Below are 19,010 nucleotides of genomic sequence, written 5' to 3'. Positions count from 1 at the left end.
GTTGTGGTCCTATCGATTGTAGCCGCACGACCGGACGCAAAAGCCTCCGGGGGCGCGACCGCACGAAGCCCCGACACGCGGGCCCGGTCATGTCGCGCCAGCCCGCACCCCGCGCCGCTGCTAGCCCAGAAGCGCCTTCACGCCGATCGCGATGAGCACGAGGCCGCCGGCGACCTCCGCGCGGTCGCCCAAGAGGTGGCCGAGCCTACGGCCTATGGCGAGCGCCACCAGGCAGCAGAGCGCGGTCGTGACAGCGATCGTCCCCGCCGCAAACGCGAGGTTCACGGCGTGCGCACGAAGGCTCACGCCCACGGCGAACGCGTCGATCGCCGTGGCGACGGACTGAAACAGCAGCTGTGCCAGCGTGAGGCGCTTGCCCCTGACGCATGCGTCGTGCTCCTCCACCTCGTCCGGGTGCCTGAGCGCGACCGCGCCCTCGCGCACCATGTTGCCGCCGATCACGCCCAGGATCACGAGGGTGACGATGCCCGCGTACGCCTCTATCAGGCTGGCGGCAAGACCTCCCAGGAAGTAGCCCAGAAGCGGCATCAGGCCCTGGAACGCGCCAAAGAACAGCGGCTGCAGCAGCAGGCGCGAGCGTCTCTCGTCGCAATAGACAAAGGTGTTCGATATGGTGACGGCGAATGCGTCGGCGGAAAGCGCAAGGCCGATTATCACGACTTCGATGGGGCTCACGGGCAACCTCCAGTGGGGCAAGACGCGGTTGGACGTATCGTCTGCAAAACGTCTACTGTACACAACCTCGGCGCGCGTGTGGCCAAATTCGTGCCGACGGCGTCAAAATCGTGTAATCTAAACACGTTGACTGCAAGATTCGCGTTTTCGGGAGCGCCCATGCCTGCTCTGATAACCCATCACCTCTTTGGCGAGAAGGCCGCGGCCCTCCTGCCCGAGGGCATCATCCGCAACCAGGAGGAGCTCCTGGCCTTCATCCTTGGCAACCAGGGCCCGGACCCGTTCTTCACGCGCTTCTCGACCACGCCCGAGAACGCCTCGGCCTGCCACCGCCTGGCGCACCTCATGCACGAGCGCAAGGTCATACCCGCGCTCATGGCGCTGCGCGACGGCGTGGCCCACCTGCCCGAGGCCGACAAGGGCATCGGCCGCAGCTTCACGCTGGGCCTGCTTGGCCACTACGTGCTCGACAGCACGACGCACCCGTTCATATACGCCCAGCAGTACGCGATCTGCGGCGCGGGCGTGGGGCTTGAGCACAGGGGCAGCGAGGTCCACGCGATCATCGAGAGCGACCTCGACACGTGGATGCTGTGGAGCATGCGCCACCAGACGGTGCGCGACACCCCCACGGCAAGCCTCCTGACGCGCACCGAGCGGATCGACCGCGTGGCAGGGGCGCTCTTCTCGCAGCTTGCGCTGCAGACGTTCAACATCAAGCTCAACCCGGAGCAGTACGCCGGTGCCACGCGCGACTACGCGACGCTGTACCGCGCCATCGAGCCCGTGGGCTCCCGGAAGAGCGCGGCCGTCGTCGCGATCGAGCACCTGTTCAGCTCGTACGGCATGGCGGAGTCCATGGCGCACCGCGCGAGCACCTCGGACGACTGCGCGGCCGCCAACCTGCAGCATCACCCGTGGGGCGACCCGGCGACCGGCGAGGTCCGCGACGAGAGCTTCCCCGACCTGTTCTTTGGCGCCCTGGACCAGTGGGCGGACGTCGCGCAGACCTACGTGCGCGGCGACGAGCGGCTGCTGCGCGCCGCGATGGGCGGCCGCAACTACAACGGCATGCCGGCCGAGGACTAGCCGGGGCCGCGCAAGGCACTTGCCGTGTCCGGCCGCATCTGGGACACGTCCGGTGCACGCCCGCGGCGGACCTAGGACCGGGCCTCGTGCCGACTTGCCGCGTCCCTCTCGCCCGCACCCGTGGCGTGGGGATGGCGCCCCCCGTGGGCGTGCTGGAGCCCGTTCTCGTGCGGGTGGGCGAAGTACTCGGCGGACGAGAAGCGCCGGCCCTCGCGGTGGACGCTCCGCCTGACGTCGTGGAACGCCTGCTGGCGCTCGTGGAACGTATCGAGGTGGTCGTGCAGGACCTGCTCGAGCGGCGCCTCGTGGCGCGCGATCTGGTGGGCGGCGCTCGCGGGCGCCACCTCCTCGACAACGCGGACGAACGACGTGACCGTGGGAACGATGAGCACGGTGAGCGCCGCGGACGTGACGAGCACGGACGCGGCCGTGGCGGACAGCAGGCCGCCGTCACGCGCGAGCGACGTGATCGCCACGACGAGCGGAAGCGCCATGGTGCAGTACGCGGACGTGGAGAAGACCTCGTGCCAGTCCATGTCGCGGGTGGACGGGTCCGCCTTGAGCGACGCCGCGACCACGAACCCGCGAACGACGACGAGCGCGAGGATGAAGCCCAAAAGGAGCGGCAGGTCGCGCGTTGCGGCGGCGAGGTCGAGGCTCGCGCCGGACACGACGAAGAACACCGGCTGGAAGAAGCTGTTGGATATGACATCGATCTTCTGCTCCAGGGGCTCGCTGCCGTTGGGGAAGAGCGCCCTCAGGATGAAGCCGGCCGCGAACGCGCCGAGTGCCGCATCGAACTCGAACATCGTGGTCGCAAACAGCAGGAACACCAGAAGGAGGATGACGAGTCTCATGAGGGGCTGGCTGGAGCCTCCGGCGTTCTCCACGAGGAAGCGGCGGAAGCGACGGCCTCCGTCGCGCACCTTCGAGGACAGCAGGTAGACGGCGAGGCACACGAGCACGAACGCCAGCAGCAGCGCCCCGGTGCGCGCGAGCGAGCGCGAGGACAGGAGGAACGCCATCGCGAGGACGGGCAGAATCTCTCCCAGCGAGCCGTATACGTCGACGGCCTTGCCCACGCGCGTGCCCTGCAGGCGACGGTCGTGCATGATGGGCGCAAGCGTGCCGTACGCGGTGGTCGTCATGCAGATGGCGAGCGCCACCCACGACGACTGGTTGAAGCCGAGCCTCGAGAAGACGAGCGCCACGACGGCGAACCCCAGCCCAAGAGACACCAGCCACGAGCCGGCGGCATAGGCGCCCGTGCGTCCCAGAAGGTCGCGGGTGTCGATCTCATAGCCGGCCTTCAGGAAGAGGAAGCCCATGCCAAGGTCGGCGAGGAGCTTGACCGGCTCGAGGTCGGGGTTTATGCCGGCCAGCCCGAACTTTCCGCAGATGGCGCCGCCAAACACGAGGAACACGACCTCGGGCACCGCGCGGCCCGGGATGAGGCTCGCCACGAACGGCGACACCACAGTCACCAGAAGGATGGTCACGAGAGAGTAGTAGATTTCCGCCACGACGGGACTCCCCACAGGAAGGCCCCTCGCAGCTGGTGCGAGGGGCCATGACTCCAATTCATTCTGAAAGGATAGCGCCGAGAAGGACGTCGCGGCGAAACTCTTGCAAACCCACAGACCGCGGCATCCGAACGGAAATCTGACGAGCTTTCGCCCTATAGCCAGGCAACGTCGTCGCTCTCGTACTCCTCCTTCGAACGCGGGAACCTCAGGGTCCTGGAAACGGACTCGAGCTTGCCCTCCTCGTTCAGCTCGCCGAGCTCCTCGAGCCACGTCTGCGGCCTCTCGCGCTTGAACTCAACGGTCTTCTCGTCGTCGTCCAGCCATGCCAAGACGCGACCGAAACGCTTCTCGGATTCCTCCATAGCGAATCACCCCTTGCACTCTTGACTGCGTACGCCACGATTCTAGAGACGCCGACGCAGCACAGGCCCGTCGTGTATGAACTGTGAACTGAATTGATGCGCTTTTGTAGCAAAGACGTAATTTATGCATTTGACACAGTATTTATTGCAATTCTGGGAGCCATTTGACCGCAGGCCTACCTTCGCCCGGCCTCATCACGCAAAGCAAGGCCAAGCCGCCCTTCGCACCACATGACCATGCGCGATTGCGATCATGGTCGCTATACGGCACCGGTACACATGGGCGCTTTTGACACGAACCCGTGAACTCGGGTCAGGCGAGTACCATCGAAAGTCGAGCCATGTCAGGAACCGTCAGACGTGTACCGGGTCGTTCGTTAAGACTTTGATCGAGCAGGTCGTCTACCTCATGCTATGTGGAATTGGACTAATTCCACATGGTACGCGTCTGGCCCGAGTTTGCATTTTCCGGTACACGTCAGCGAGTTCCTAACACGGTTGGAATTCTTATGGCACACGTCGGCCGCGAGTTTGCGGGATCCCGTACGTTCCGGCCCCACGTGTACCGACGGGGCGTGCCCTCGGCACACATGAGGGCCGAGTTTGCAGGCCGCCCGCGAACTGGGGGCAGGCGTGTACCGCGGGGGCGCCTCCCGGTACACACCTGGCCCGAGTTTCGTGCGGGCGTGCAAGCTCGGTCCAGGTGTGTACCGGCGCAAAGCATTGTCCGTACTCGTGGGGCCCGAGTTTACGGACCCGCTGCGAACTCGGCGCGGGTGTGTACCCACGGCGTCGGCACCCGGCGCGCACCAGGGGCGAGCTTGCAAGATCGTGCAAACTCGGGCCGGGTGCGTACCCAGGCCTCGGCCGCGCCCGCACTCACCCGGGCCGACATTGCGGAGTCGTGCAAGCTCGGGCCGGGTGCGTTGCGCCCCTGGGGCCGCCGTGGCGGGAACCCCGCGGTGTGTGACCCCGCGATGGTTAAACGAGCCATGGCTCGGGCAGCCTACCTGCGACCATGCGTTATCGAGCCAAGCGCGCACGTAGCACACCCGGGGGATTCTCGCATCTCGCGAAGCACACCCGCGACTTCGTGGCACGGGGCCCCGCTTTGCGCAACGCACCGGGGCCGAGATTGCGGGTTCGCGCGAACTGGGGCCGGGTGCGTGCGGCGGCGGGTACGCACCCGCACACACCCGCGGATGACCTTGCAAAATCTTGTAAACTCGCGGCCGACGTGTGCCGCCAGCCCGCATGGCGCGAGGCGCCCGCAGCTCGCTATCCCTCGACCGCAGGCACCACGCCCGTCGCAAGGATCTCGTCCAGAGCCGACTCGTCCAGCACGGGCACCCCAAGCTGCTGCGCCTTCGTCAGCTTCGAGCCCGCGGCCTCGCCCGCGACGACGTAGCTCGTGCGCTTCGATACGGAGCCGGACACCTTCGCGCCCATCGCCTTCAGCAGGTTACCCGCCTCGGTGCGGGTGTGCCCCTTGAGCGTCCCCGTCAGCACGAACGTGAGCCCCGCAAGCGTCTGCGGCTTCTCCGGCTCCTCGCCAAAGCCCTCCTGCTCCAGGATCACCCCGCTCTCGCGCAGGCGCTCGATGACGGCGACGTTCTTCTCTATCGAGAAGAACTCGCGCACGCTTGCCGCGATCTTCGGCCCAATGCCATCGATTGCGGATATGTCGGCCTCCTTTGCGAGCATGAGGCGCTCCATCGACCCGAAGGAGTTCGCAAGCAGCGCGGCCACGTTCGCGCCCACGTGGCGGATGCCCAGGCCAAACAGCACGCGCGCAAGCCCGCGGCCCTTGGACTCCTCTATCTGCCCCATGATCTTCCCCGCGATGGTCGGCCCCACCACGATGCCGTCGCCCTCGAGGTGGTCCTTCGTGCTCGTCTCGTACACCCTGCCCGTGTCGACGGCCGCAAGCTCGTCCGCCGTGAGCGTGTAGAAGTCGGCCACGTCCAGCAGCAGCCCCTGCTCGACCATGCGGCCCACGATCTCGTCGCCAAGGCCGTCTATGTCCATGGCGTTGCGGCTGCCCCAGTGGATCAGGCGTTCTGTCGCCTGCGCGGGACAGTCGATGGACACGCAGCGGTACGCCACCTCGCCCTCCTCGCGCACCACGGGGCTGCCGCAGCTGGGGCACGTCGCGGGCATCTCCCACAGCGGACGGGCAAGGTGCTCCTCGTCCTCGCGGTCGAGGGGCCCCACCACCTCCGGGATGACGTCGCCCGCCTTGTGCACCACGATGGTGTCGCCCACGCGCACGTCCTTGCGACGCACCTCGTCTATGTTGTGCAGCGTCGCGCGCGCGATCGTGGAGCCCGCCACCACCACGGGGTCGAACTCCGCCACCGGCGTCAGCACGCCGGTGCGCCCCACCTGCACGCGGATCTGGCGCAGGATGGTGCTCTTCTCCTCCGGGGGAAACTTGAACGCGATGGACCAGCGCGGCGCGCGCGCCGTGAAGCCAAGGCTCGCCTGCGAGGCGAACGAGTCCACCTTCACCACCACGCCGTCGATGTCGTAGTCCAGGTCCTCGCGGTGCGCGAGCGCGTCCGCGCAGTACGCGTGCACCTCGGCGGCGGTCGCCACGCGGCGGGCGTGCGGGTTCACGCTAAAGCCGCAGTCGCGCAGCCAGTCCAGAAAGTCGCTCTGGGTCGCAACGTCCAGGGGGTCCTCGTCGGCCACGGCGTATATGAACGTTTCCAGGTCTCGCGCGGCCGTCACCTTCGGGTCCTTCTGGCGCAGCGACCCGGCGGCGGCGTTGCGCGGGTTCGCGAACGGCGCCCTGCCGGCCGCGTCGTTCTCCTCGTTCAGCCGCACGAAGGAGTGCTTCGGCATGTACACCTCACCGCGAACCTCGACGGAGTGTCCAAAGCCACCGTCGGCCACGCGCGCAAGGCCGGCCTTCCCCAGCGTCGTCGGGATGCCCTTTATCGTGAGCGCGTTCTGCGTCACGTCCTCGCCCGTCGTGCCGTCGCCGCGCGTCGCCGCGCGCACCAGCCGCCCGTCGCGATACGTCAGCGCGATGCCAAGGCCGTCGATCTTCAGCTCGCAGGTGTAGGCAACGGGCCCCTGCCCCGCGGCGGCGAGCGCCTCCTCGGTGCGGGCGAGCCACTCGTCCAGCTCGTCCAGGTCCATCGCGTCGTCTATGGAGTACATGCGGCGCGCGTGGCGCACGGGCGCAAACTGCTCGCTCACGTAGCCGCCCACGCGCTGGGTGTAGGAGTCCGGCGTCACCAACTCGGGGTGCGCGGCCTCGATCCGCTGCAGCTCCACCAGGTAGCGGTCAAACTGCGCGTCCGTCATCTCGGGGTCGTCCAGCGCGTAGTACGCGTATGCCGCGTGCGAAAGGATGCGGTTCAGCTCTGCCGCGCGCTCGGCCGGCGTGGACGCGCCGGCGCCGCCCCCCGGCACCTCAGGAGCCTGGTCCCGCCCAAACAGCGAGAACTGCGTGCCTGTCGCCGCCGTCTGCCTTGCGTCCCGGTCTGCCATGCGCTTCCTCCCTACGTCGCCACAAGACAAGAGATTATCTCACGGCGCGCGCGGCCGGGGCGGAAAGCCGCAAAAGAGGCACGCCCCCGCACCGCCGGCGCTATGCCAGCCCCACGGACTCCAGGTGGTGCCGCACGAACCACTGCGCAAGGGACCCCTCCGGCATCCGTCCCAGCACGTCCTCGACGGGAACCCACCTCAGGCGGTCCACCTCGCCGGGTCTCGCGCGGGCCTCCTCCCCCGTAGCGTGGCACACGAAGTTCGCCATCAGCGTGTTCGAGGGCCCATAGAACCTGCTCGCGTTGAACGCCACGGAATCCAGCTCGAGCCCCGTCTCCTCGCGCACCTCGCGCCGCACGGTCGACTCCAGGTCCTCCCCGCGCGCGACGTAGCCCGCCACCAGGATCCCGCGCTTGCCGTACTGGTCGATCGTCAGGATGCGCGTGCCGTCCGGGTGGTACACGATCATGCTGCACCCCACGCTGAAGCCGGGGTAGCGCCACGCCCCGCAGGTCGGGCACCACGGCTCCGGTCCGTCCTCCGGCTGCTCCCTCAGCACGAGCCTCGTCCCGCACACGTGGCAGAACGCCGGGTCGCTTGCGTATTCCATGCGCGCATCCCTCCCGCGCCATCGGCGCACATAGGCCTTCGAACCAAAGCCCAGGCCGCGCAACGCGCCGCGCGCTCTCGCGGTGCGCCCGTGCGCGCTCGCCCGCGCCAAGCCGTGAGGCCGACGCGGGCGAGAAGTGCCTGACTCTGGATTGTATCCCTCACGCGGGCGCCGCGCCATGCGGCCCCACGGTCCCTAGCTCTGGTTCGAGCTTCCGGACGTCCCGTCCGAGTACGAGCCGCCGTGGTTCTGGTTGAGGTAGTTATAGATCTCCTGCATCAGGTCCTCCTGGGACGAGCCGCTGCCAGACCCGTTGCCGTAGCCGTCGCCCAGGCCGTTGTTCTGCTGCGTGTTCTGCTGCTGGCTCTGCTCCTTCAGCTGCTTCTGGAGCTCTGCGTCGTCGCCCAGCGTCACCTCGACGGTCTTCTTCGAGTCGCCGCGCATGAACGTCACCTTGACCTTGTCGCCAATCTCGTGCGAGCGCACCGCCAGGATCATGCCATCGGCCGACGTGATCTCGTCGCCGTCCACCGCCACGATGATGTCGCCCTTCTTGATGCCGGCCTTGTCGGCGGGGCTGCCGCTCGTGACGTCGGCCACGTAGGCCCCCTGCTTCACGGAAAGCCCGTTCGCCGTGGCATTCTGGGCGTTCACCGTCTGCATCGTCAGGCCTATGTAGGCGTGCGTGACCGTCTTGCCCGCGATGATGGTGTCCGCGATCTTCGTTGCGTAGTTGCCCGGGATCGCAAACCCTATGCCCGCGAAGGACTCCGTGTCAGACGAGAAGAGCGTGCAGATGCCAACGAGCTTGCCCTTGGAGTTCACGAGGGCGCCACCGGAGTTGCCCGGGTTGATGGCCGCGTCCGTCTGGATGAGGTTCGTGTAGATGGTCTCGCCGGAGGACGACTGCATCGTCTGGTTGCGCGAAAGCGAGCTCACGATGCCGGCCGAGACGGACTGGTCCAGGCCAAACGGGCTGCCCACGGACATGACCCAGTCGCCCACGACGAGCTTGTCGGAGTTGCCCACCTCGATTGGCGTCACCTCGTCGTCGCCGATGTCCGCCTTGATTACCGCGATGTCGCTCGAGGCATCCGAGCCCACGACCTTCGCGTCGTAGCTCTTGTTGTTGATGGTGACGGAGATGGAAGTCGCGCCGTCAATCACGTGGTAGTTCGTGATGATGTCGCCCTTCTTGTCGTACACGACGCCGGAGCCCAGGCCAGAGCCGTCGCTCGTCGTGACGTTCACCACCACGACGGACGGGAGCGACTTAGCCGCGGCCGCCTGGGCCGTCGTCGCCTCGTCGGTGTTGTCGATCTTGATGGTCTTGCCTGCGGTCGACTGCGAGGTGGTGGCGGAGGACGACGCCGCCGCACCTCCCAGGTAGCCCGTGCCAAACAGCGCAAGCGTCACGAGCAGCGCACCGACGATGCCGCCGCACAGCCCCACCAGCGCGTTCCTGAGCGTATGGCCGCCGTGGCGCTTGCCGCCGTCCGGCCCCTTGCCCGCATCCGGCGCACCTGCACCGTTCGCGCCCGTCTGACCCTGCGCGCCCTGCGCGCCAGGCTGCGCCGGGCTCACGCTGACCGTGGGCTGCGCAACCGTCTGGTCCACGCCCGGAATGGGTGGACGGCCGTTGTCGTTCTCGCTCATGATGACCCCTCTTCCGTCGGGCGCCTCGCACCCGTCCGACCTCTGTGTACACCCTCACTGTACCCGTCGCATGTCGCGGCAGACGCTCTTCTCGCCCTTGACACGTCACCAGAACAACGCTTTTGGTTAGCTGAAAGTCTGAGTAACAAAAAGACCGACCCGCGAGGGCTCGGTCTGCAATCTGGCGTGCGGCCTGACGATGTCGCCTAGATCTTGAACAGGTAGCCAACGCCGCGCACCGTCACGATGTGCGACGCCACCTGCGGGCCCACCTTCGAGCGGACGCGCCTGATGTGCACGTCGACCGTGCGGGTGCCGCCACAGTACTCGAAGCCCCACACGCGGTGCAGCAGCGTCTCGCGCGAGTACGCGCGCGAGGGGTGCGTCGCCAGAAACGAGAGGAGCGAGTACTCCATCAGCGTCAGGTCGACGGGCTTCTCGTCGATGTAGACCTGGTAGGTCGCAAGGTTGATGGTCATGTTGTCCACGGTGACGATGTCCGCCGGGGCGCTCTCCTCGCCGGGCCACAAGAGCAGCGCGCAGCGCACCTCGAACTCCGCCTCGCTCGCCGTGGAGGTGATGAAGTCGTTCCTGCCCTGCGCGGGAAGGTGGAGCGAGCCGAGCTTCGACTCATCCTGGATGACGAGCGTGGGGATAAACCCGTTGTCAGTGACGTAGGAGTCGACGGCGTTGAGCGTGTCCTGCTCGAGCCCGTTGGAGTCAAGCACCACCAGGTCGAAGTCGTGCCCAGAGGAAATCGCCTGCGAGAAGGTCTCGGGCGTCGTCGGTAGGATCGACACGTCCAGGGCATGCTTTAGCTCTCGCATACGCTCGATGTAGCGAGAGGTCTTTGCGACTAACAGGATGTTCTTGTGGTGCATCCACGGCCCCCAACCCACAATGCTCGCCACGCAAAAACCGAGGGCACCCTAAGGTGCTCTCGGCTTACATTATCATACATTACAAGTTGCAATGTAAACTCTCGTGCGCTGAAGCAAAAATCTGCATTTTCACGTACGTAACGCCTGCCAGAAGCTACGAGAGCCTATCAAGGCACGTACGCCTATCGTATGTTGCCCAGGAACTCCTTCGTGCGCTGCGTCTTCGGGTGGTCGAACACCTCCTCGGGCAGGCCCTGCTCAACCACGACTCCGCCCTCCATGAACACGACGCGGTCCGCGACGTCGCGGGCGAAGCCCATCTCGTGCGTGACCACGATCATGGTCATGCCGCTGTGCAGGGCGAGGTCCCTCATGACGTTCAGGACGTCGCGCACCAGCTCGGGGTCGAGCGCGGAGGTCGGCTCGTCAAAGAGGATGACCTTCGGGTGCATGGCGACGGCGCGCGCGATGGCGACGCGCTGCTGCTGGCCGCCGGAAAGCTGGGGCGGCTTGTAGTCCGCGCGGTCCGCGAGCCCCACAGCCTCCAGCTGCTTCATGGCCTCGACGCGGGCCTCCTCCTTCGGCTTCTTCAGGACCTTCACCTGGCCCACCATCACGTTCTCGAGCGCGGTCATGTGCGGGAAGAGGTTGAAGCCCTGGAACACCATGCCAAGGTCGCGGCGCAGCATGTTCACGTCGGTCTTTTTCGTGCCGGTGATCTCCTTGTCCTCGATGAGGATGTGGCCGGCGGTCGGCGTCTCGAGCAGGTTGATGCAGCGCAGCATCGTTGACTTGCCAGAGCCGGACGGTCCCAGCACCACGACGATCTCGCCGTTCCACACGTCCAGGTTCACGTCGCGCAGGACCGGCGTGTCCGTGAACGTCTTGTTCAGGTGCTCGATGCGGACGATCGGGTGCTCGCCCTTCTTGAAGTGGTGCCTCGTCAGGTTCTTGTCGCGCTCGTAGGCAACGCGGGCGGCCTCCTGTGCGTCCATCGCGGGAGGCACCTCGACGGCGTCGATCCTGTGTCCGTTCTTTCCAAACATCGGCTATGCCTCCTGACCTGCGTGGGACCTGAACGGGGCGGCAAGCGCGTCAAGCGCGCTGAAGCTCTTGCCAGCGGATGCCTTGCCGTCGGCCGAGAAGTTCTTCTCGCCTTCCTCGGCGCCCTCCGCGGACTTCGTGGCCCTCTTGCCGCCAGGCCTGGGGCCTCCGCCGTTCTCCGCGTCGGCGAGGCGCATCTCGACGATGCCGACGACCTTGATGAGCGGCAGCGTGACGATGAGGTAGTAGATGGCCGCGGCCATGTACGGGGTGATGTTGCCGGAGACGGTGGTGAGGTTCTTCGAGAACATCATGAGCTCCATGACGCCGACGGAGGACAGGAGCGAGGTGTCCTTGTAGGAGGTGATGAAGTCGCTCGTGACGGTGGGGATGACGCGGCGGACCATCTGGGGCAGGATGACCGTGAACATGGTCTGCCTGCCGTTCATGCCGAGGGAGGATGCAGCCTCGTACTGGCCCCTCGGGATGGACTGGATGCCGGCGCGGTAAATCTCGGCCTGGTAGGCGGAGGAGTTGATGGCCATCACGATTATGCCCAGGATGTTGTTGTCGATGTTGATGCCGACCATGGGCAGGCCGAAGAACATGATGTAGATCTGCAGGAAGAGCGGCGTGCCGCGCAGGATGTTGATGTAGACCGAGGCGATGCCCCGAAGCACCCTGAACTTGGAGATCCTCATCATGGCGAACAGCAGGCCGAGCGCGATGGCGAACGGGTACGCGACGACCACGATGAGCAGGCAGAGAAGCCAGCCACCGAACAGCGAGACGAACGAGGTCACGAGGAGCTGCGGCTTGAAGAACATGTTGAGGAACGGCACGGAGTTCCATGCGCTCACCCATGCCTGGCCGTCGAGCCACATGACGATCTGCTGCACGGGGGTGTTGGCGCTGGTCTTGATGGACGGCGACGCGGGCAGGTTGCCCTTGACGCCAGCCGCGGTGGTGTAGCTGCCGGTGACCTTGTTCTTGCCGCCCTCGCTGGGGAACTTCATGTCCGTGATCTCGAGGCGGAGGAGCGAGCCCGTGGGAATCGGGGTCTCGAACTTGACGGTGATGGTGTTGCCGCTCGCCTTAGCGGAGCCGTCGATGCTGACGCGCTTGAGGCCCTCGAGCACGGTGACCTTCGTCGTGGAGCCGTCAAAGCTCGCGCCCTTGGGGAGCTTCAGGGTGACGGACGAGACGCCGTCCTTCACCTTGGTGGTCGCCTCCCAGGTGAGGCGGGTGTTGATGCCGCCGATGACCTTGTCGCCGCCGTCCTCGTTAGGACGCGCGGTCGCCTTGCTCACGCTCACGGAGCCGGCGTCGCCGGAGAGCGAGGACACGCTTGCGGTCGAGGTGGTCGCGCTCTTCTCCTCGTAGTCGACGCCGAACCACTTCAGCTCGAGCTTCGAGAGCGTGCCGTCCTTGCGGCACTGCTTCAGCGCCTTGTTCAGGGCCTTCGTGAGCGCGGGATTCTCCTTGCTCACGACGATGCCGTACTGCTCGCCGGTGGGAATCTCCTTCGCGACCGCGAGGTCCGTGTAGGAGTTCTTGCACTCGTACTGCATGACGGGCAGGTCTGCGACGGCGGCCTTGTACAGACCCGTCGACACGCCGGACAGCGCGGCGATCGGGTCGTCGAGCGCGACGACCGTGGCGTTGGGCAGGTTCTCCTTCACCCAGGACTCGCCCGTGGTGCCCGCCTGGACCGCGATCGTTGAGCTGGCGTTGTCGAGCGTCTTGGTGTCGGCGCCAACCTGGTCGGCCGCTCCCTTCGCGGTGACGAGCCCCTGGTTGGAGTCGATGTACGCGTTGGTGAAGTCAATCTCCTTCTGGCGCTCCTCCGTGATGGTGAAGTTGGAGGCGCCGACGTCGGCCTTGCCGCCCTGCTTGATGGTGGGGATGATGGAGTCGAACTTCATGGGGTTGAGATACTCGCACTCCAGCCCCATCTTCTTGGCGAGCTCCTGCATGAGCTCGACCTCGAAGCCCTTCTTCGTCTGGCCCTCCATGTAGTCGAACGGCGGGTTCGCGAGGTCGGAAACGACCGTGAGCTTGCCCTTGTGCACGAGGGTCATCTTCTGGGACTCGGCCTTCTTGGCAGAGCCTCCGCTCGCCGACGTGCCGCATCCGGAGATGCCGAGCGCCAGCACGAGCACGATGGACGCCACCAGGATGGCCGGCAGCCTACGCAATCGGACGCAGTTGTTCTTCTTCATTCCTATCTCCCCTTCAAGCTTCCGCTGAAGTCCACGGGCGCGGCGCACGCCGTCGTCCCAACGCACGAACACGCCCACCCCACGGACCCGTCGGTCGCGGCCACATGGAGATTGCAAACCATAATACTGTTGATTTGTGAATATGAAAGTTCTATATATCGTAATTTCGAATATGGAAATGAAGTTGTCAAATATCTGCCAGACGTGATTAACCTTACCCAACTGGTGAAGCAAGACGTACAAAAGCGACCGTCGCATTACGCGAACGGTCGCCTTGTACCTGTGAACAGTATCCAGCATAAATATTACGGGTGCGTTTATGCCATATTACCGAAGCGGGTCATTGCTAGACGCCCGCGTAGTACTTCGCACGCTCCCAGTCGGTCACGGTAGAGCAGTACTCGTCCCACTCCTTGCGCTTCTCCTTCGCATAGAAGTCCGCGATGTGCTCGCCAAGCACCTCGCGCACGAACGAGCTCGACTCGAAGAGCTCGATGGCCTCGCCGAGGTTGCGCGGAAGGCGCTCGATGCCGCTTTCCTTGCGCTCCGCATCCGAGAGGCTCGTGGGATCGACCGTCGACTCCGGCGGGAGCGTGAGCCCCTCCTCGATGCCGCGGATGCCCGCTGCGAGGGTGAGCGCGATCGTGAGGTACGGGTTCGCCGTGGGATCGGGGTTGCGCAGCTCGATGCGGGTGGACTGGTGCTTGCCGGGCTTGTGCGTGGGAACGCGGACGAGCGTGGAGCGGTTCTTGCGGCCCCACGTGGTGTAGATGGGGACCTCGCCGTTCTCGACGAGCCGCTTGTAGGAGTTCACCGTGGGGTTCGAGACGAGGGACATCTCCGGCGCGTACTTCAGGAGGCCGGCCATGTAGTGCTGCGCGAGCTCGCTCAGGTGCGCCTCGTTCTGGGTCTTAGGCGCCCAGAACAGGTTGTTGCCCTCGTGGTCGAACAGGGACTCGTACAGGAACATTCCCGACCCGAGGCAGCCGTTGATGGGCTTTGGCATGAACGACGCGAACAGGCCGTTCTGGTACGCCTCCTGCCTTATCACCACGCGCGCAGTCATGATGTTGTCCGCGCAGCTGCGAGCCTCCGTGTAGCGCAGCTCGACCGCGTTCTGCGACGGGGACGAGGAGTGGAAGGAGTACGTGACGGGAATGGACATACGCTCGAGCATGAGCGTGGTGGAGCGGCGGAGGTCCGTCGCGACGTCCGACGTCGTGAGCTCGAAGTAGCCGCCCTGGTCCTGCGGGATGGGGTTGAGGTCGTTGTCGAAGTAGAAGTACTCGATGCGCGGGCCGACGTTCAGGACGTAGCCCTTCGCGTCCGCCGCGCGGAAGACGCGCTCGAGGCAGGAGCGCGAGTCGCCCTCGAACGGCTCGCGCGAGGGCGTCTTGATGTCGCAGAACACGCGCGCGACGCCCTTCTGCTGTGGCCTCCACGGCAGGATCTGGAAGGTTGCAGGGTCCGGGAAGGCAAGCATGTCCGACTCCTCGGACGAGACGAAGCCCTCCACGGACGAGCCGTCGAAGCCGACGCCCTCCTCGAACGCCTCCTCCAGGTCCTCGGAGGAGATCGAGAAGCTCTTGAGCTTGCCCATGACGTCCGTGAACCAAAGACGCACGAAGCGGATGTCACGCTTCTCTACCGTCCTTAGGACAAAGTCGACATTCCTATCACTCATGTCAGATCCTTCCATCGCGATGCAAGGCGGCGTACCTGCGCACATATCGGTCTTACTGTGGCATACCGAGGTTACGCAAGTGTTTCGTAAGCAGGTACGCCCGCCGAGTCGCCGCCTTGCGCTCGCAAGCGGTCGAGGGTGTCGTAAGCCGTTAGAATACTAATACATCGGCCGCAGCCGCGCAGCGCCATGCGCCAGCACCACACATATATGTGTCGCTGCGCGCGGGTCGCCACGCGTCTTGCACGATGCGCTCTCCCACGTGCGCCGGGCGCGCTATCCGCGGCTTGTTGGATCCCCGAGCGCCTCGTTTGCCTTCGCGACCATGTCCTGCGCCACGGGGCACTTCCCCGCCCCGGTGGCGTGGGCGGCGCACGTTGCCTCCTGGGCGCACCCGGAGCATTCGCCGGAGCCCTTCCGCAGGCTGCGGACGCAAAGCGCAAACGCAACGGCGACGGCCGCCACGATGATGAAGTCGAGCATGATGTACCTCCATGTCGTATCGTACGTCACAAATGTAACCCATGGCTAACTCAATTCGTACCCATCCTGGCGGCGTCTACACACCACGCCCACGGTCACGCCTCGCCCCCGCATGACGCGCCCCCGGGCACGCGCTCCCGGGCACGCGCCGCAAGCGACGGCGCCGGCGTGCCGAGGGGGCCGCGACCGGAACGCGACGTGTTTCTCGCGTGTATTTTTAATCGTGCGCTATTTTGTTGTCTACTATATTGCTTGACAGGAAGGCGCGGGCCCTCCGCACCACGTGGAAAGGACAGTCCATGAGTTACTTTGACTACACCGTCACCAACAGGGACGGCAGCACCACGAATCTCAGGCAGTACGCCGGCAAGGTGCTCCTGATCGTGAACACCGCAACCGGCTGCGGATTCACGCCCCAGTACGACGACCTGGAGGCCATCTACAAGAAGTACCGCGACCAAGGCTTCGAGGTGCTCGACTTCCCGTGCAACCAGTTTGCCGGCCAGGCACCCGAGTCCGACGACGATATCCATAGCTTCTGCACCATGAAGTTTGGCACCGAGTTCCCGCAGTTCAAGAAGATCGACGTCAACGGCGACAACGCGGACCCGCTGTTTGCCGACCTCGCGACCGAGAAGCCGTTCCAGGGCTTCGGCCGCACGGTGAAGGCCCTCGCGCTCAAGAAGTTCGCGGACGCCAACAACAAGAAGTTCGGCGACAAGGCCTACATCATGTGGAACTTCACCAAGTTCCTGGTGGACCGCGAGGGCAACCTCGTGGAGCGCTTCGAGCCGACGGTCGACATGGCCGAGGTCGAGAAGGCCGTGGCCCAGCAGCTGTAGCCCGGCCGCCGCGTTGCGGCGCCGCCCCGAAAGGGCCACAATGCATGTACGCACGTGCCGGCAGGCCGCGGAAGCCCGCACCTGCCGGCACGCCCTTGTCGCAGGTACGCAGAGCATGGAAGAGGGATCAGACATCATGTCAACACGCGACGACGAGCATCAGACGCAGGCGCGCCAGCAGGCGCCCACAGGCGAGAAGGACGCGGCCCCGGTGGCCACGGCTGCGGGCGCGGACCCAGGCACCCGCAGTCGCGAGGCCACCATCGTGAGGACGAGCGTCCTCGGCATCGGGGCGAACGTCCTTCTCGCCGCCTTCAAGGCGGTCGTGGGTATGCTGACCCACTCCATCGCCGTCACGATGGACGCCGTGAACAACCTGTCCGACGCCATGAGCTCCGTCATCACCATCGTGGGCACGAAGCTTGCCGGCAAGGCGCCGGACAGGAACCACCCGCTCGGCTACGGTCGCGTGGAGTACCTCTCGGCCACCGTCATATCGGTCATCGTGCTGTACGCGGGCGTCTCTTCGCTCATCGAGTCCGTAAAGGGCATCGTGTCCCCGCAGACGCCCAGCTACACGCCCACGTCGCTCGCGATCATCGCCGCGGCCGTCGTCGTGAAGCTCGTCCTGGGCCGCCACGTGAAGGCGACGGGCGAGCGCGTGGGATCGGACTCCCTCGTGGCCTCCGGCGCGGATGCCCTGTTCGACGCGGTGCTCTCCGCCTCGACCCTCGCGGCCGCGGCCGTGTTCATCACGACCGGATTTGCCATCGAGGCGTGGGTGGGCGCCGCCATCAGCGTCGTGATCGTGAAGAGCGGCCTGGACATGCTGCGCGATACCCTGAGCCAGATCCTGGGCGAGCGCGCGGACGCGGACCTCGCGCAGGAGGTGCGCCGCATAGTCAGCGCGGACCCAGACGCAAACGGCGCATATGACCTGGTGCTTCACTCCTATGGCCCCGAGCAGCTCGTGGGCTCCGTCCACACGGAGGTCGCGGACACCCTGCGCGCGGACTGCATAGACGAGATGACCCGCCGCATCCAGCACGCCGTGTACGCGGGCACGAACGGCAGGGTCATCCTGGCCGCCGTGGGCATCTACTCGCGCAACACCTCCGACGACGTTGCCATGCGCATGCGCTCCGAGGTAACGCGCATGGTCATGGCGCACGACGGCGTCATCCAGATGCACGGCTTCCACGTGGACGAGAAGAACCGCCTGCTGGACTTCGACGTGATCCTGGACTTCGCCCTCCCCGACCGCCAGGCCACCTACCGTCAGATCGTGGGCGAGGTTCAGGCGGCCTACCCCGACTACAAGGTGAGCGTCACGCTGGACGTGGACGCCGCGGACTAATGCGCCGCGTCCTTCTCGCCCGGCGCGCGGATGCCGGAGAGCGGCTGTGCGCGTGCCGGGCAGGGCAGACGCACGGCGCCGCGGCGCGAATTGGCCACGATTCGCCGTCAAGTTGGCACGGACGGGCGCACGGGCAAGTTCCTCCACATGCGACGCACGCACCTGCCGTAGAATAGGGACAGTTTGTTTGTGTGGTATGCAGGCGTTTCTACGGAAAGGAACTGGCATGGCAGAAGACACGATGAAGCTCGTCATCATCCGTCACGGTGAGTCCGAGTGGAACCTGAAGAACCTCTTCACCGGTTGGACCGACGTCGACCTGACGGACACCGGCCGCGCGGAGGCCGCCGCGGGTGGCAAGGCCCTCAAGGAGCAGGGCTATGACTTCGACGTCTGCTACACGTCGCTTTTGAAGCGCGCCATCCACACCCTGAACATCGTTCTGGACCAGATGGACCGCGCGTGGCTGCCCGTCCACAAGACGTGGCGCCTGAACGAGCGCCACTACGGCGCGCTGCAGGGCCTGAACAAGGCCGACGCCGCCGCGGAGCACGGCGAGGAGCAGGTCCTCATCTGGCGTCGCTCCTTTGACGTGCAGCCGCCCGCACTGAAGCCCGGCGACCCCCGCGACCCGCACATCCAGGACCAGTTCCGCGACGTGCCGCAGGAGGACCTGCCGTACACCGAGTGCCTGAAGGACACCATCGCCCGCGCGTGGCCGTACTTCGAGAAGGAGATCAAGCCGCAGATGGAGGCCGGCAAGCGCGTGCTCATCGCCGCACACGGCAACAGCCTGCGCGCCCTGGTGATGCAGCTTGAGCACCTGACCCCGGAGGAGATCCTGAAGGTCAACATCCCCACCGGCGTCCCCTGCTCCTACACCTTCGACAAGGACTGGAACATCATCGACAAGCACTACATCGGCGACCCCGAGACGATCGAGAAGAAGATCAACGCCGTCGCCAACCAGGGCAAGGCCAAGAAGTAGCCACACCCCACATGGCATGACGGGGCCCCGCGTCGCACACCGGTGCGCGCGGGGCCCTTCTTGTGCGAC

Annotated in this window: 15 protein-coding genes; 4 read left to right on the top strand and 11 right to left on the bottom strand. The window is 65.7% G+C overall.

Features of this window, described 5'->3' with window-relative positions:
• Nucleotides 1-120: 120 nt before the first annotated feature.
• Entirely contained in the window at nt 121-696 is a 576-nt protein-coding gene (locus tag HF885_RS07910) for a manganese efflux pump MntP family protein (RefSeq protein WP_170104399.1), read from the bottom strand.
• A gap of 159 nt (nt 697-855) precedes the next feature.
• On the opposite strand from HF885_RS07910, the gene HF885_RS07905 reads away from it, so the two are divergent.
• Nucleotides 856-1,785, top strand: coding sequence for a zinc dependent phospholipase C family protein (locus tag HF885_RS07905; protein ID WP_170104398.1), 930 nt, complete (start codon nt 856-858; stop codon nt 1,783-1,785).
• Between the two features lie 71 nt (nt 1,786-1,856).
• On the opposite strand, the gene HF885_RS07900 is transcribed toward HF885_RS07905, so the two are convergent.
• The 10 genes from HF885_RS07900 to HF885_RS07855 form a co-directional block, all read right to left on the bottom strand.
• Nucleotides 1,857-3,308 (bottom strand): cation:proton antiporter, encoded by a 1,452-nt coding sequence (locus HF885_RS07900; RefSeq protein ID WP_170104397.1) that lies wholly within the window; start codon nt 3,306-3,308, stop codon nt 1,857-1,859.
• A 155-nt stretch (nt 3,309-3,463) separates the two neighbouring features.
• Nucleotides 3,464-3,673, bottom strand: a complete 210-nt coding sequence (locus tag HF885_RS07895; RefSeq protein WP_206109854.1) for a hypothetical protein — start codon at nt 3,671-3,673, stop codon at nt 3,464-3,466.
• Between the two features lie 1,278 nt (nt 3,674-4,951).
• Nucleotides 4,952-7,174: an NAD-dependent DNA ligase LigA gene (gene ligA / locus HF885_RS07890; protein WP_170104395.1), complete on the bottom strand. Its 2,223-nt coding sequence runs from the start codon at nt 7,172-7,174 to the stop codon at nt 4,952-4,954.
• A 100-nt stretch (nt 7,175-7,274) separates the two neighbouring features.
• Nucleotides 7,275-7,784, bottom strand: a complete 510-nt coding sequence (locus HF885_RS07885; RefSeq protein ID WP_170104394.1) for an NUDIX domain-containing protein — start codon at nt 7,782-7,784, stop codon at nt 7,275-7,277.
• Nucleotides 7,785-7,979: 195 nt separating this feature from the next.
• Nucleotides 7,980-9,440, bottom strand: a complete 1,461-nt coding sequence (locus HF885_RS07880; RefSeq protein WP_170104393.1) for a S1C family serine protease — start codon at nt 9,438-9,440, stop codon at nt 7,980-7,982.
• Nucleotides 9,441-9,646: 206 nt separating this feature from the next.
• Entirely contained in the window at nt 9,647-10,321 is a 675-nt protein-coding gene (locus tag HF885_RS07875; protein WP_170104392.1) for a winged helix-turn-helix transcriptional regulator, read from the bottom strand.
• A 182-nt stretch (nt 10,322-10,503) separates the two neighbouring features.
• A complete protein-coding gene (locus HF885_RS07870; protein ID WP_235927372.1) occupies nt 10,504-11,367 on the bottom strand; it encodes an amino acid ABC transporter ATP-binding protein in 864 nt (287 codons plus the stop codon).
• Between the two features lie 3 nt (nt 11,368-11,370).
• Nucleotides 11,371-13,587 (bottom strand): ABC transporter permease subunit, encoded by a 2,217-nt coding sequence (locus HF885_RS07865; RefSeq protein ID WP_170104391.1) that lies wholly within the window; start codon nt 13,585-13,587, stop codon nt 11,371-11,373.
• Between the two features lie 346 nt (nt 13,588-13,933).
• The gene (locus HF885_RS07860; RefSeq protein ID WP_170104390.1) at nt 13,934-15,271 is read right to left on the bottom strand and encodes a glutamine synthetase family protein; all 1,338 of its coding nucleotides are present in this window, start codon (nt 15,269-15,271) and stop codon (nt 13,934-13,936) included.
• 276 nt (nt 15,272-15,547) lie between these two features.
• On the bottom strand, nt 15,548-15,754 hold the full coding sequence (locus HF885_RS07855) for a FeoB-associated Cys-rich membrane protein (RefSeq protein ID WP_170104389.1): 207 nt from the start codon (nt 15,752-15,754) through the stop codon (nt 15,548-15,550).
• 299 nt (nt 15,755-16,053) lie between these two features.
• Between HF885_RS07855 and HF885_RS07850 the strand changes: the two genes are divergently transcribed.
• The 3 genes from HF885_RS07850 (at nt 16,054) to gpmA (ending at nt 18,941) form a co-directional block, all read left to right on the top strand.
• On the top strand, nt 16,054-16,596 hold the full coding sequence (locus tag HF885_RS07850) for a glutathione peroxidase (protein ID WP_170104388.1): 543 nt from the start codon (nt 16,054-16,056) through the stop codon (nt 16,594-16,596).
• A gap of 136 nt (nt 16,597-16,732) precedes the next feature.
• Nucleotides 16,733-17,953, top strand: coding sequence for a cation diffusion facilitator family transporter (locus HF885_RS07845; RefSeq protein WP_170104450.1), 1,221 nt, complete (start codon nt 16,733-16,735; stop codon nt 17,951-17,953).
• A 226-nt stretch (nt 17,954-18,179) separates the two neighbouring features.
• Nucleotides 18,180-18,941 carry a 2,3-diphosphoglycerate-dependent phosphoglycerate mutase gene (gene gpmA, locus HF885_RS07840; protein ID WP_170104387.1) on the top strand — a complete coding sequence of 254 codons (762 nt, stop codon included), beginning with the start codon at nt 18,180-18,182 and terminating at the stop codon, nt 18,939-18,941.
• The last annotated feature ends 69 nt before the right edge of the window (nt 18,942-19,010 follow it).

The organism is Parafannyhessea umbonata (genome assembly GCF_012844235.1).
GTDB lineage: Bacteria > Actinomycetota > Coriobacteriia > Coriobacteriales > Atopobiaceae > Parafannyhessea.
This window is presented reverse-complemented; position numbering and strand designations above follow the sequence as displayed.

What these genes read in the sequence shown, in the direction of transcription:
- HF885_RS07905 (WP_170104398.1), top strand. Translation starts at nt 856, where the DNA reads ATGCCTGCTCTGATAACCCATCACCTCTTTGGCGAGAAGGCCGCGGCC.
- HF885_RS07895 (WP_206109854.1), bottom strand. Translation starts at nt 3,673, where the DNA reads ATGGAGGAATCCGAGAAGCGTTTCGGTCGCGTCTTGGCATGGCTGGAC.
- ligA (WP_170104395.1), bottom strand. Translation starts at nt 7,174, where the DNA reads ATGGCAGACCGGGACGCAAGGCAGACGGCGGCGACAGGCACGCAGTTC.
- HF885_RS07885 (WP_170104394.1), bottom strand. Translation starts at nt 7,784, where the DNA reads ATGGAATACGCAAGCGACCCGGCGTTCTGCCACGTGTGCGGGACGAGG.
- HF885_RS07880 (WP_170104393.1), bottom strand. Translation starts at nt 9,440, where the DNA reads ATGAGCGAGAACGACAACGGCCGTCCACCCATTCCGGGCGTGGACCAG.
- HF885_RS07875 (WP_170104392.1), bottom strand. Translation starts at nt 10,321, where the DNA reads ATGCACCACAAGAACATCCTGTTAGTCGCAAAGACCTCTCGCTACATC.
- HF885_RS07870 (WP_235927372.1), bottom strand. Translation starts at nt 11,367, where the DNA reads ATGTTTGGAAAGAACGGACACAGGATCGACGCCGTCGAGGTGCCTCCC.
- HF885_RS07865 (WP_170104391.1), bottom strand. Translation starts at nt 13,587, where the DNA reads ATGAAGAAGAACAACTGCGTCCGATTGCGTAGGCTGCCGGCCATCCTG.
- HF885_RS07860 (WP_170104390.1), bottom strand. Translation starts at nt 15,271, where the DNA reads ATGAGTGATAGGAATGTCGACTTTGTCCTAAGGACGGTAGAGAAGCGT.
- HF885_RS07855 (WP_170104389.1), bottom strand. Translation starts at nt 15,754, where the DNA reads ATGCTCGACTTCATCATCGTGGCGGCCGTCGCCGTTGCGTTTGCGCTT.
- HF885_RS07850 (WP_170104388.1), top strand. Translation starts at nt 16,054, where the DNA reads ATGAGTTACTTTGACTACACCGTCACCAACAGGGACGGCAGCACCACG.
- HF885_RS07845 (WP_170104450.1), top strand. Translation starts at nt 16,733, where the DNA reads ATGTCAACACGCGACGACGAGCATCAGACGCAGGCGCGCCAGCAGGCG.
- gpmA (WP_170104387.1), top strand. Translation starts at nt 18,180, where the DNA reads ATGGCAGAAGACACGATGAAGCTCGTCATCATCCGTCACGGTGAGTCC.